The sequence below is a fragment of the Oceanospirillum maris DSM 6286 genome, from assembly GCF_000422865.1.
Lineage (GTDB): Bacteria > Pseudomonadota > Gammaproteobacteria > Pseudomonadales > Halomonadaceae > Oceanospirillum > Oceanospirillum maris.
In genome coordinates, this window is sequence record NZ_AUGW01000011.1 from 13,430 (window position 1) to 27,167 (window position 13,738).

Annotated in this window: 12 protein-coding genes; 6 read left to right on the top strand and 6 right to left on the bottom strand. The window is 44.2% G+C overall.

What is annotated here, in order from left to right; genetic code table 11:
• Positions 1-105: 105 nt before the first annotated feature.
• On the bottom strand, positions 106-546 hold the full coding sequence (locus G517_RS0103935) for a universal stress protein (RefSeq protein WP_036590328.1): 441 nt from the start codon (positions 544-546) through the stop codon (positions 106-108).
• Positions 547-773: 227 nt separating this feature from the next.
• Between G517_RS0103935 and G517_RS0103940 the strand changes: the two genes are divergently transcribed.
• Positions 774-1,268, top strand: coding sequence for a hypothetical protein (locus G517_RS0103940; RefSeq protein ID WP_028303329.1), 495 nt, complete (start codon positions 774-776; stop codon positions 1,266-1,268).
• Positions 1,269-1,381: 113 nt separating this feature from the next.
• Positions 1,382-2,041, top strand: a complete 660-nt coding sequence (locus G517_RS0103945; RefSeq protein WP_028303330.1) for a DUF1826 domain-containing protein — start codon at positions 1,382-1,384, stop codon at positions 2,039-2,041.
• Positions 2,042-2,152: 111 nt separating this feature from the next.
• Here G517_RS0103945 and G517_RS0103950 read toward each other — a convergent pair whose 3' ends face one another.
• Both G517_RS0103950 and G517_RS0103955 read right to left on the bottom strand, forming a co-directional pair.
• Positions 2,153-3,118: a GGDEF domain-containing protein gene (locus tag G517_RS0103950; protein WP_245543189.1), complete on the bottom strand. Its 966-nt coding sequence runs from the start codon at positions 3,116-3,118 to the stop codon at positions 2,153-2,155.
• A complete protein-coding gene (locus tag G517_RS0103955) occupies positions 3,115-4,107 on the bottom strand; it encodes a response regulator (RefSeq protein WP_028303332.1) in 993 nt (330 codons plus the stop codon). Before G517_RS0103955 ends, G517_RS0103950 begins: the two co-directional genes overlap by 4 nt.
• A 352-nt stretch (positions 4,108-4,459) precedes the next feature.
• Between G517_RS0103955 and G517_RS17650 the strand changes: the two genes are divergently transcribed.
• Positions 4,460-5,608 carry a GGDEF domain-containing protein gene (locus G517_RS17650; protein ID WP_157833142.1) on the top strand — a complete coding sequence of 383 codons (1,149 nt, stop codon included), beginning with the start codon at positions 4,460-4,462 and terminating at the stop codon, positions 5,606-5,608.
• Here the strand turns inward: G517_RS17650 and G517_RS0103965 are convergent.
• A complete protein-coding gene (locus G517_RS0103965; RefSeq protein WP_084632052.1) occupies positions 5,605-6,933 on the bottom strand; it encodes a sensor domain-containing diguanylate cyclase in 1,329 nt (442 codons plus the stop codon). The genes G517_RS17650 and G517_RS0103965 overlap by 4 nt on opposite strands.
• A gap of 391 nt (positions 6,934-7,324) precedes the next feature.
• On the opposite strand from G517_RS0103965, the gene G517_RS0103970 reads away from it, so the two are divergent.
• Positions 7,325-9,397, top strand: a complete 2,073-nt coding sequence (locus tag G517_RS0103970; protein WP_245543190.1) for an alkaline phosphatase D family protein — start codon at positions 7,325-7,327, stop codon at positions 9,395-9,397.
• A gap of 119 nt (positions 9,398-9,516) precedes the next feature.
• Positions 9,517-10,419, top strand: coding sequence for a DMT family transporter (locus G517_RS17655; protein WP_036590329.1), 903 nt, complete (start codon positions 9,517-9,519; stop codon positions 10,417-10,419).
• A 168-nt stretch (positions 10,420-10,587) separates the two neighbouring features.
• Here the strand turns inward: G517_RS17655 and G517_RS0103980 are convergent, their stop codons facing one another.
• Both G517_RS0103980 and G517_RS17660 read right to left on the bottom strand, forming a co-directional pair.
• On the bottom strand, positions 10,588-11,502 hold the full coding sequence (locus G517_RS0103980) for a c-type cytochrome (protein ID WP_028303335.1): 915 nt from the start codon (positions 11,500-11,502) through the stop codon (positions 10,588-10,590).
• Positions 11,495-12,883 carry a cytochrome c gene (locus G517_RS17660; RefSeq protein ID WP_102043346.1) on the bottom strand — a complete coding sequence of 463 codons (1,389 nt, stop codon included), beginning with the start codon at positions 12,881-12,883 and terminating at the stop codon, positions 11,495-11,497. Before G517_RS17660 ends, G517_RS0103980 begins: the two co-directional genes overlap by 8 nt.
• Positions 12,884-13,272: 389 nt before the next feature.
• On the opposite strand from G517_RS17660, the gene G517_RS0103990 reads away from it, so the two are divergent.
• The gene (locus G517_RS0103990) at positions 13,273-13,734 is read left to right on the top strand and encodes a bacteriohemerythrin (protein ID WP_028303336.1); all 462 of its coding nucleotides are present in this window, start codon (positions 13,273-13,275) and stop codon (positions 13,732-13,734) included.
• Positions 13,735-13,738: the final 4 nt, after the last annotated feature.

Genomic DNA, 13,738 nt, shown 5'->3' on the forward strand with positions numbered 1-13,738 from the left:
AAAAAAAGCCCGTAACCATCTCTTATTCTCGTAGCAGCGGTTAGCTAGAATAAGAGAAGTTACGGGCTTTTTAGTGAATGCCTCGCAGATCTATCCTACTAGGCATTAATCTTCTTTCTGGATACGAACAGCAAGCACGTCACATTTAGCGCCATGCAATACACCCGTCGATGTCGAGCCTAGCAATAACGATAAGCCGTGGCGACCATGACTACCAACAACAATAAGATCAACGCCTTGATCTTTAGCTAGGCGATGAATTTCACTGTCTGGCATACCAACCAACAGGTGTTGTTGATCGACAGGAATATTCATTGGCGCTGCCAGTTCAGCAATTTTATCTTTGGCATGTTGCTCCAGCTGATCTTGAATGCTGGTAAGATCCATGGGAATGTCACCACCATAAGCAAAACCAAGTGGTTCTAGAGCATGTATCAAGCTTATTTTTGCACCATTACGATCAGCAATCGCTTTGCCCTTCTCAATAACCTGTCCAGATTCATCTGTTAGGTCAATGGCGATAAGTACGTGTTTATATTGGCTCATTTTTATACCCCCTTGCTAAAAAATCCTTATCCAGTTGTACTTTATCCCTTGTCTATCGATTAGTATAGGCCTTAGATCAATCAAAAAATGAATATTAATGAGTGGTTATATATTTAGAGAAATTGTTTGTTTTTCGAGCCTCTTTCATGAGCTTTTCAACGGTTCCGTCGTTTTTCTTTTGTCGCTTTTTAGTCCCCCCTTTTTTTAATCCCTTTTAGAGGTAATACATGAGTACTTGGATTATTGTTGTTTTAATCTTTGCGGCGATTTTAAGCCCTATTGCTTGGATTGTGCCTTCTCGGCGACAGCGCTATCAAATGCACCTTAGAAAACTAGCGATGCATGCAGGCATTAAAGTGCGCTTAGAAACCTTTGAGTTATTGGGCTGTAAAGTGTCGGCCATTGCCTATCGTTGGATGAGAGATGCGGAAGACAAAAAATCGGCCCATCGTTTTTGTTTAGCCCATAAACCGCGCCTAGAAAAAGAGCAGATAGAGGTGCGTGGTGATGAATTTATTGAGGATTGGTGGTGGGCGGAGCCTGCGCGTCCTGCACTGTCAGAGCAACAAATGGATAAGCTGAAGATACTATTGGCAGAGTTACCAAAAGATACATTGATGCTAGAGTCTGGTACTGCTGCACTCACGCTTTGGTGGCGTGAAAATGGTACTCCAGAACAAGTGGAGGCCTTAGCGAAACAGCTTTCTGGACTAGAGGTTTAAGGGATTAACAAAGGTTTGGCTCTTCAGCCGGGTTGAGTCTTTTGCTTATTTATCGCTTTCACTATATAATGTTATAACATAACATTTGATAGTAATAGTAATAGGACAAACGTATGCTGGCTGAATCAGCGGAGGCTAAACAGGGTGCTCCGATTGTAGTGCAGTCTGAGGAGTGCTTAGATTTTGCGACCATCTATGACAATAATGTCGGAGTGGTCGTTTGGCATAGACCGGAGCAGCCTTCGCTTACAGCGTCCGCTAAAGCCCTTATTAATACGCCAGGATTCCCACCCCTAACAGGGCTGTATCAACCTGATAAAGCAGTTGATGCGCTTTCTCTAGCATTGCCTAGCTTCGCTGGAAAAGATGCTTTGGTGGCAGATCTTGCGCTACAAATTGATATTTTTTGTACACTATTTGAACTCGATCAGACAGCACTTCGGCTGACCAAGTTGTCTCAAGCGATGTGTCCCCGTTTTCATGTTGATAGAGTTCCTTGCCGATTGGTTGCAACCTATGTGGGGCAAGGCTCTGAATGGCTCGCCCATGACAGGGTTGATCGTTCTAAGTTAGGCCACGGATGTGGTGGTTTGGATGATGAGAATTCTGGGCTGTACGATACACAGAACCCTGTTTCTCAGGCAGAGACACAGGACGTGGTTTTGCTCAAAGGGGAGCATTGGCAGAATAATATCGGTCGAGGAGCGGTACATCGGTCACCAGCTTTAGAGGTTGGCGAGTATCGCTTGTTATTAACTCTAGATTTCGCTTGAGCACCTAAATTCCGCTTGCGCAAGGGGAGGCTTATATTAAGCCTCCCTTTTTCTTTGTTAGGGTTTTCTCTTTAAGGCGAGCATATCATCGTATTTGCGGTATCATTGTGCTTATGATGTATAGATCGTTGTTTGATTTCTGCCATTTCGTTTAGAGCTAAACAGGGCCTGATCTGAATTCTCAAGCCATTGAGTATACTCTTCCATCTCCGGTGTAATTTCACAAATACCTAAGCTGACCGTAAAGCTGATTTGCTTACCTTCGTAAGTAACCGGTGATTGCTCAATTGAGCCTCTCAAACGCTCAGCCATAACCATCGCTTGATCTGCATTGGTTTCAGGTAAAATAATACCGAACTCTTCACCGCCATAACGTCCAGAAATATCGGTTTCACGCTGTAGCTGAATGAGTGTGGCAGCAACGACTCGAATAACTTCATCGCCGGCTTGGTGGCCATAGGTATCATTAACCTGCTTAAAATGATCGATATCAAGCATAACAAGAGATGATGGGGTTTTACTTCGCTTAACGCGACGGAATTCTTGCTCAAGACGTTCTTCCCAGTGCCCTCGGTTGTTTAGCCCTGTTAGTCGATCTGTACGGCTTAGTCTGGCCAGTTCTTCGTTGGCTTTCTCCAACTCAATTTTACTGGTGGCGATATCCGTTACGTCATAGATTAAAAGGCAGGCATGGGACACACTTTTATCGGTGCCTGTTAGCGGGATAATGGTAACATTCTGATACATCTGTTCTGATTTGCCCGTTAATGGGCGGTAGCTTTTAAATTTGAACAAATGGGGGCGCTGTTCCCATGTAGAATAGGCACGACTGTCTAAGGTAAAAACCGACTCTAGTTTTCGGGTGAGCCATTGCTCTGGTAGGTCAGGGAATAGATTGAAAATATTACTGCTGCGAGCTTGAGAGGTTCGTATGCCGCTATGGTTCTCCATAAAGCCATTCCATAGCTGAATCTCAAACTGGCGATCAACCACGACTAAGCCTGCGTCAACGGTTTGTAATACTTGCATCAACCAGTGCAGGCGCGATAGCTCTATATCGTTATTGCCATTCATCATCTTAAGTATCCTGCACGCTCGGTTAAGGCTGGTAATGAATCTTCTGTTAGAATTAGAATAAGATCACATTCAACTTGATGGTCTGGGATGCCGTAATCGATCTCAATAGCCAGAATGGTTTGGTCTTTATCAGGGGTCCCCATCAGTTGAGGCAATGTTTTTTTACGGCCTAAAATAGCGGGGTGGCTGTAACTGAACTCTAAATCAAGCTGCTCGGCGATACCCTTCAGGCATGCTCCAATCAAAATGCCGGAGAGATCCATTAAAACTTCTAAGTCATTATTGCCAGAGGTCTTCGGGTCGTAGTGCATTAAACGCGCCATATGAGGAAAGCTTTCATCACCGACTAATAAAACAGCTTCTCCAGCGATCCCTGCACCACTAAAGCCTTGGGATACACCGGTTAATGATGGTGAATCTTTGGATGCTAATATTTGATTCAACGCGCTGTAACGTTTTAGATGTACTTTAGGGACAGGAAGGTGAATAAAGGTATTCAGCAGACCTGCTAATAGGCTGCCTGCTTGCCCCATGGAGACATTAACAACTTCCTGGATAAGATCTGTTAGGCCGACTTCTTCATCAAACCGAGCTAATTCACTTTCAGTCTGTGGTTTGGAGCTGCTGATGATGCCATAAGATGTTAATATTTCTGTTATTTTTTCAGTGGTTACTGGTTTCTTGACGAAATCAATGGCACCTAGTTCCAGTACTCGCTTGTGCGCTGAGGCCTGAATATCACCAGAAACAACCAAGGTCATGGTTGGAAGATCATTTTTCCTGATAGCCTCAAGTACGGCATAACCATCCATAACGGGCATATTTAGATCAAGAAAAAGAATATCGGCTTTGCCCGCTTTGATCGCTTCAATCGCTTCTTCGCCATTATTAGCGAAGCTGATCTCTACATCCCAGCCACCAGGCAGGGAACGAGCCATCTGTTTTCGGGCAAAGCTCGAATCATCACATATGACGATGGGGGTAGTCATTAGCGGTATAGATCCTTTTGGCTTTTGCGGCTTTTGTATTAAATCAACAGGCCCGACAAACCCTCAGGCCTATAAACTGACCCATGGATTAACAGGGCGACTGTTATTGTTATTTATTACAACAAAATGATACAATCTTTTGCATTCAACAATAGATCTTAACAGAAAAAAAGTTTTAAACAGAAAGCTGTGTCACATAATGCCTATTTACCTCACTTTTTTTGAAGATTTATGATAATCATCAAAATTTAGAGAGGGATTTAAGGGATGATAGTCGGTTTGCTGAGGCTAGCGACAATTTATCAGAAAATATTAATAATAAGAGAAAAATATTTTGGGCAATCACAATATTTTGACGAACTTAGAAAAAATTAAGCTACTTTTTGAACAGATCCGTGGTTATGAATTAATTGGGAGCCGCCAGCATCCTGCAGATTTTAATCTCGTTCGCGCTGAGTATATTAATACTCGTGTACGGTTTTTGGCGTTGCTTTTTTCTGTGTTGACACCGTTATGGATTCCTGTTGATTTCTTTATCTTACAAGAAGAAGACTTTGTGCCGGTAATGGTCGCAAGGCTGCTATTTTCTCTCTCATTGCTAGCGCTTTGGGTTAAGGCAACGTATGTTTTTTCCATTAGCCATGCTCGCTTTAGGCTGTTGGTTTTAATGGTTATGCCTGCGTTATTTCACCTGTCTACTCAGTTTATTCTTGGTGATCATTTGAACGATGAGCATCTGGCGTCTTATACCTTTTTACCTTTTTTGATTATCGCTATTCACTGCGTTTTCCCACTGACGCTAAAAGAAGGGTGTTTATTGGCCTTTTTTACCATTTTCACGCTATCGCTGGATGAGTTGGTTCAGCACCAGATGTTTACATTGGAGTCGTTGAATAATTTATGGTTGTTATTAGTGATTATGGGAATTGCTATTTGGGCACAGCTCTCGCAACTGCATATGCAATTAAAGCTGTTTGAGCAGGCTACAACTGACGCTTTAACGGGCCTTTTGACTCGTCGCTCTTTTATGTCATTAGCCGAATCAGAACTCAACCGTGCTGAACGCTATAATCGACCTTTAACCATGGCTCTTTTGGATCTTGATCACTTTAAAAATGTAAATGACACCTATGGCCATCAAGCTGGTGATCGTGTGCTGATTACTTTTTCAGGATTATTAAAAGATGTGCTGCGGACAACGGATTTGATCGGTCGATTTGGCGGTGAGGAGTTTATTATTATCCTGCCTGAAACGACCGTCGAGGAAGCTGAAAAAGTTATTCAGCGAGTGCTTGATAGTTGTCATCAGCATTCGGTTGTTTATGAAAATAAAGAAATCTCATTTACGGTGAGTGCAGGGCTTGGTGAGGTGTTGGTTGATGTACAAACATCTATCCGGTATGTCGATGAATCCCTCTACAGAGCTAAAAAAGAAGGACGGGATAGAATCACAATCGCTCAAGGAGGGCAAATCTTGAGCGATAAATCCGCTGTAGGTTAGGCCGTCTCAGTTGTGTGCCGCTCTCGGCGGGCTCGTTTCTCGTGATACATCGCTTCATCAGCCTTTTGCAAAAGGCCGTCGGTTGTACTGGCATCATTAGGGTAAGTAGCGTAGCCGACACTGGCTTCAAGATGCAGCTTTACAACCCCTAAATTGGCTCGATTTTCATTAAGAGCCTCAGCCAGCCGACGTTTAATCGCTTGGGCACCACCAACGGTTGTTTGAGCTAGTACCACAACGAATTCATCGCCACCTAAACGGATAACTAAGTCGCCTTGTTTAACATGTTTGTTTAGTATCTCGGAGAAAAATATCAGCGCTAAATCTCCCGCCTCATGGCCGTAAGTATCGTTGATAGCTTTAAACCGATCGAGGTCAATCAGCATTAATGTCAGTGGCTGTTCCGTTGAATGACTTTTCTTCAAGAAGTTAGGCATTTTTTCACTAAAATAACGCCGATTACACAGACCTGTAAGCGCATCTATATAGGAATTTTCCTTTAACTGATGATGGTAATCATCCAGTTCTTGGGCTAATTGATTAAAGCTTTGAGCCAGTAAAAACGGCTCCTGCAGACGGTACTGATTAACATTAATACGATTAACACTTAAATCATCCTGTATGGCTTCCCTGATCTGGAGTGAGAGTTGGCGAAGCGGTTGAACAATTTGTAAGCGAATAAGAAAAAAAAGTGCCGTGCAAAATATTAGAATCACTAATAGGGTCACGGTTATATAGCTATTGAAGGTTTGGCTCAGAGATGCATCTAATAAACTATCATTAAAGCGAATATCAATAACCCCGTGGATCGCTCCTGCATGAGAGTTAATATGACAGGCTAAGCAGGCTTCGGTGGCAACAATGGGATAAAGGTAGCGTAGTTGTCCTTTTTCCTGTTCGGTTATGGTTTGACCCGATGCCATCGCGCGGGCAAGAACAGGGTCACTTGCTAAGCGTTGGCTGCTGGCATCAGAAACGCCAAATTGATCTTCGATTATTTTACTGCGCACAAGCAGCACGTTCTGAGTATTATCCTGGCTTCCTAACTCTAAGGAATGAATAAACTGATCCATATCGGGCTTAGACCAACCCTGCATCATCCCCTGCCATAATGCTTTGAAAATAATGTCGGCCTGTTGCTCAGCCTGGGTTGTTGCTAGCTCCTGAATGGTCTGTTTTTTAAGATAGCTGGATAATAAAAAAGAACACAACAAGCCCACTAAGGTAAAACATAGAAATGTGTAGAGCAGCGTTTTGTAGGTCGATATTTTACGGATGGTATTGTGATGAGTCGTCAACGGTTTAGTGAGTGTAGAGTTTGACATGGGCTAAAAGTGTCCGTTGATTTAATGAGAGGACGAATTATATGGGTAAAATAACAATCAATAAACAGAGTATGTCTCAATATTTCATATAAAAGTAATGTATTGGAAGGAATGTTGAGACATTGGCTGTATTCCGTGATTGATCGTATTTAATGATTTGCCGTATTTAGCGATTGAAGCACATCGCTTTTAAAGAGAGCACTGGCTATTAGCTATTAATAGCTTGGCTCTAATGGAGCGACTCTAAATAGGTTGATGTTTTCTATAGAATGCCTTGAAAATAAGAAAACTATAGCTCTATCAGAAAAGTAGGGTATCTGACTTTAATCGATAATTTAATATGTCACGCTGAAACTTGATTAACACGGTTTCGTTAAGGAGCTTTACCGATATGCCCCATCGTAAGGATGATCCGTTATCGCCGTCTGCTTCCCCAGAGTTCATTCAATCTCAAGAAAATGCGATATTGCCTCTGGTATTAGCTGGCCCCATACTTCGGCGCTGCAGCCCCAAAAGACTTACTTTTTGGTTGGCAACTTCGCAGCCTGTTGCCGGGCGTTTAGTGCTCTTGCCGGATATAGCGCTGTTATCAAAAGTTGCACCGTTATCAAAAGCCCAATCCACAGCAGAGCAGACAATCTCAGCAGTGCAATGGCAAGAGGCTTGTCGGCAAATTAAAGTGGCAGATAATCTTTGGCTGCAATTGGTTGATCTGCCGTTAGAACAAGCCTTGCCCCAAGATTGCTGGGTTGGCTATGATCTCAGTTTAGCGCCTATTTCCACCTTGTTACCAACAGATGAGCTTAGGGATTTGCCACAGGATGCATTTGTCAGTTGGCGCGAATGGGCACCGGATCTGGCGTATCCTAATCGAGAAACCCCTGGTTTTATCTTAAAAAGCCGGCTGAATCGGTTACTGCATGGCTCTTGCCGAAAGCCTCACCATGCCAGTGATGATGGCTTGTGGCGAGCCGATGAGGAACTAGCCAATAATCACCCTGAGGACTGGCCCGCCGTGCTGATTATGAGCGGTGATCAGATCTATGCCGATGATGTTGCTGCTCCCTTTTTAGCCGCAATTCATCAGTTGAATCAGCAGTTGGGCTTTTCTGATGAAAGCTTACCAAGCTCTGAAGTGGCCAGTTCCCATCAACTGCATCAGGCTCAGCCTTATTATTACCAGCGTGAGCAGTTATTACCAAAAACCGAAAGCGGTCAAAAAGTAAGCGATATGGTCTTTGGTGGCGCTCGCAAGCCTGTATTCACCTCCGATAATGCCCATAACCACTTAATTAGCTTGGGTGAAGTGCTTGCCATGTATCTTCTGGTTTGGTCGCCAGCAGGTTGGCAAGGCATTGATCTGCCTAAATCCGCAGAGTTGCCTAACGCTTTAACGCTGGATCAGACAGAAACCTATCAGCAAGAACGGCAAGAAATAGAGCACTTTGTTAGTGGTTTAGCTAAAGTTCGTCGCTTAATGGCGCATCTTCCAGTGGCTATGATTTTTGATGATCATGATATTACTGATGATTGGAACCTAACAGCGGCTTGGGAGCAAACAGCCTATGGGCATGATCTTTCCCGTCGAATTATCGGTAACACGTTAGTGGGTTATCTATTGTGTCAGGGTTGGGGGAATGCGCCAGAGCAGATTCCCAGTCAGCTATTAACACTGGCAGAGCAGGCAATGACAAACTTGGGGGGGAGTGAGCATCAGAGGCTGATTGACGAGCTGTTACGCTTCCCCCATTGGCACTATCAATGGGATACTCAGCCGGTTTTAATCGTACTGGATACCCGAACCCATCGCTGGCGCTCAGAGGTCTCATTGGATAAACCTTCTGGCTTGATGGACTGGGAAGCACTGACGGATCTGCAGCAAAGCCTGATTGGACACGATGCGGTTATTATGGTGTCTCCAGCGCCCGTTTTTGGCGTCAAGCTGATTGAGGCGATTCAACGGTTGTTTACATGGTTTGGTAAGCCTTTAATGGTGGATGCTGAAAACTGGATGGCCCATCAAGGCTCAGCTTATGCCTTGATGAATTTGTTTCGGCACCCGAAAACCCCCAAGAACTTTGTGATTCTTTCTGGCGATGTGCATTACTCCTTTGTTTACGATATTGAGCTACGAGGCCATGAACGGGGGCCTGACCTTTGGCAGATCACCAGCAGTGGCTTTAAAAATGAGTTTCCTCAGCGATTACTCACGGTATTTGATCGCCTTAACCGTTGGCTTTATTCGCCACGATCTCCGTTAAACTGGTTTACTAAGCGGCGAAAAATGCGTGTTATTCCACGGAAACCAAAAACAGCCGATCCTGGCGAGCGCCTGGCTAATGGCGCTGGTATCGGCTTGGTTGAATTGGATGAGAAAGGCGCTCCCACTAAAGTAGTTCAACTTTGCGCCGATGGTCGTGATATTCGCTTTAAACTACAGGAAGATGAAGCCCGCTGGGAGTAGCGGCTGTACCTCTTATGGTGGTAATCTGACGGGGTGCTGATGCTATCAGTAAGAACTTATTATCTAGGCCGACACTTATTCTAAATAGTGTCGGTTTTTTTATTGTCAGGAACATTGTTATGCCATCAAATACATCTTCATCAGGTTTTTTTTTAGTTGCCGCTGCGATGTCTGCTTTTTTTATGGGGACGATTGGCACCATCTCTTTCTATGCTGGCGTCAGTGCTGAAGCTGTCACCTTTTATCGACTATTTTTTGGCGCTATGTTGATGGGGGGCTATCTGCTTTTGACCGGGCAGCGTGAGAAGATAATGACTTGGCCGGGGTTCAAGGTATTAATTACAGGCGCTTTTTTATCGGGTTTCGTGGTCTTTTATATTCTGGCTATGAGCTACACTAGCATGGCAAACGCCATTATGTTGATCTACTTAGCTCCCGTGACAGCCTCCATTGTGGCGCATTTCCTTATGGGAGAGCGCCTTTCTACTGCCAGTGTTGGTCTGATCTTACTGGCCCTTTTGGGCTTTGCAATGATGATGGAGTTTCAACTGACTTTTGGCAATAATGAAGATGAAGCGTTAGGGATACTTTACGGCTTTTGTTCCATGCTCTGTTATGCCGCCTTTATGCTGACGAACCGCCTAATTGAAGAGCGAGTACATGTATTAACACGAAGTGGCTACCAGATGTTTGCGGGAGCCTTATGTATATTGCCGATGATGCTTCAGCAGGCCGATAGTATCTCAGGCCAACAGTGGGGTTGGTTAGCCGTGGCGGGTCTCATTCCGGGTTTTTTTGCGATTGTTTTAGCGGTCGTTGCGCTACGGGCCTTACCTGCCGCAACATTCGGCACTTTAGCTTATCTGGAGCCTATTACCGTTGTTGCACTGGGTTGGGTCTTGTTTGATCAAACCTTGAACGGCCTGCAGCTGTCGGGTTGTGCTTTAATTGTACTGTCGGGTATTGCTCAAGCTGTATTGATACAAAGTAAATCAGAGCCTGCTGCTGTGATCGCTGATTAATAATGACTGTTTATCTTCTAGTCGATGTTTTAACTCATTTTCTCTGTTTTCGATATGCCTCTATTATTGTCTTTGATATAAAAACCTCCAGTATTTATAACAATACCTGGAGGTTTCAAGGTTGAGTTATTTTTTCAAATGCTCTTGTAATATATTACTTTATAGCACTTAGTAACGCGCATCTTTTGGTTTTTTGCCACTTGGCCAATCATGCACTTTGCCAAGAAAATCAGGTCGTGGTTTATGTGCAAAGAACTCCGCAACATCAACGGCATCTTGATCACTGAGCACATTGCCGTGTCCCCATAACCCCTTCGTCTGAATACCCATTGGCATATTGTATTTAATAAAGGCTGCTGCTTTATAAGTACGCGCCATACCTGCTCCGATATTGAATGATTTATCTCCCCAAAGCGGAGGGAAAACAATATCACCTCGGCTGTCTTTTAGGCCTTCACCGTTATCGCCATGACAGGCGGCGCATTGGGCGTAATAGATTTTTTCACCTCGTGCGGTATCGGCCACCAGGGATGTATCAACTTTGCCTGCGTTATTAATAGCTACTTTTTGGGTCTTCGGCGTATTTTGTCCCAGCCATTTCATATAGGCGATCATAGCCAGCATCTCCGGTGACTCACGATCTAGTGGTGTGCCATTCATCGACCGTTGGAAGCAGCCATTAATACGGGCTTCTAAATCCACTTCAGTGCCTGAGCGGGGCATCACGCGAGGATAGGTATTATAGCTATTAATGTAGGGGTCACCGAGAGGGACTTTACCTTGACTAATATGGCAGCTATTGCAGTTCATTTCGGCACCGACATGGTCTGGTAATAAGCGCTTGGTTTCATTCAGCAACCGCTTACCGTAAAAGATTTGCTCCGCATTCGGTTCTTTCAGAATCGACGTATCTTGGGGAAGCTTATAATGGCCAATATCAGCATTAGCGTCTTCAGTGAGTATAAGGTCGTATTGTGCGGGATTATGTTCAACCGGATCAGGGTCAGAGCAGCCACTTGTGCCTAGCGTTATTAATGTTAAGGCGAGGGCAGCAGTCGCGTGTTTAATGAAAGACTTATTCATGGCTTGCTCCTTTTGATGCCGCATTAATACTCAAGTTGGGCGCTATATCGGTACCTGTTTTTGGTTTTTTTCTGAGAAAATGCCGCATTCTTACCACATCATTAACATCAATTTTTGAGGCTTGGTTGGTCCAGCTATTGCGAATGTAGTTCACAACCTCGGCTATATCCGCATCACTAAGATGGCTAAACTCTGGCATCGTGAAAGCCATGCGATCATGGGGGGTTTTAGGCATACGTCCGCCGCTTAGCGTGATTTGTAAAACTGAGTCCGCTTCTTTTGAGAAAACAGCACTATTGCCTGCCAGTGCAGGAAATATACGTGGAACTCCTTGGCCATCGGCACGGTGACAGATTTGGCAATATTCAGCATACAAAATAGCCCCTCGTGAATCGTAGACGCCATCTAATAATTTCTGAGTGGTTGTGTCCGTTTTTTTAGGTGTGTAAACAGGCTTTCCATCCGTTGGGCTGAGTGCTTTTAAATACACCGACATGGCATAAAGGTCTTCTTCTGTCATGTATTGTGTACTGTGTTCAACGACTTCTGCCATTGCGCCGAAGGCTGATGTGGTATCGGTTCGACCTGTTTTAAAAAAGTCGATGAGTTCTTCGGTACTCCATGTGCTTAATCCTTCGTATTCACCACGTAGGCTTTTGGCACGCCATCCATCAATAACCGCACCACCTAGAAAAGCATTAGACTCCGCATTTGATAGGGCTAATTCCTGAAAACCAATACCGCGTTCGGTATGACAAGAACCACAGTGACCGGGGCCTTCAACTAAATATTGGCCGCGAGTTAAAGCCACTGTGCTTGCCTCAGCTATAAATTCACGTTTTGGTGCAAAAATGGCTTGCCAGTATGCCAAAGGCCAGCGCCAGTTAAAGATAGGCGGTAGCTCACTGTCTTTGTTTGGCTGATAAACAGCTTTAACCTCGGTCATAAAGTAGGCATACATCGCGGCGACATCTTTATCCGGCATGATCTGGTACGAGGGGTAGGGCATGGCAGGGTACAGGGCGTTATTATCCTTACGCACGCCATGTTTGATGGCATTATTAAAGTCATCGAAGGTGTAATCGCCAATCCCTGTTCTTTTGTCTGGCGTAATATTTGTAGAATAGATCGCGCCTAGAGGCGTTAGCATGGGTAAGCCCCCAGCGTAAGCTTCACCGTTTAGGGTGGTATGACAAGCCACACAATCTGCCGTTCGAGCAATATATTTTCCCCGATTAATTAATTTCGGATCATTAATATCAACCACTATGCCACTTTCCGTTGTGCGTAGCGTGGGTAGTAACTGGCCTAAAGCAAAGGCTAATACCAAGCCTGCAACTCCGGCGATAATGATCGTTGGTAACCACTTTTTAATTCTCATAAATACCTGCTCCATCAAGCAATCCGTTTGCGATCCTATCTGTGTGGTTTCGCACCTTGTATCTTAAGTTGCTCGGCATATATATCAAGCAAATCTAATTAATGTAAAAATATTACGCCTTTCTCTTTGGTTTATCAGATAGGCATTTGTAAGATTTATGAGAAGTAAGCAGGCTACTTTTTTTGAAAATCGGGTTTCTGTTTTAGAAAACAGCTGGACTCTTGACCCGTAGCATTGCTTTAAAAGCTATGAACACAGAGGATGTACAGCCTGAAAAACAAGCAGTCTTAGCAAGGCAACTCTCCCTATAAAAAAGAAACGACAGAATAAAATGGGCAGAGGCTAAGCATGATGCGTGATGTTCTTTTTGTATATGAGGTATAACTAGTATGATGAAATCTTTAAAAGCTTCTGAGAAGACCACATTGAGAAAGCTTGGTACCTCAGAGATTGCACCAAACATGGGGCTAAAGTATTTTGAACATGCAGCGATGGATCGTGCTCATCATAAGTTTACGGCCCTGTTAGGTGCTTTGCCTCTGTTGAAAAAAGAGGCCTTTGGTCATGTTCTAGAGCAAATTTTCCAAGAAGCTAAAGAACATTTTGCGCAAGAAGAACGTTTTATGCAGACCACCGCGTTTGATCAATATGCGGCCCATAAAGTAGAACATGACACCCTGCTTGCTGAGCTGGAGTCCTGTAAAGCAAATATCGCCGCTGGCGAGTCGATTAGTGCGGTCGATCTGCAATTAAAAATGTGTGCATGGCAAGATAGCCATCAGCAAAAGTGGGATTATCCCTTAGCGGACTTCTTACGATGCCGAGCCAGTTGGCATGAGGCTTCTGCCTAATCTT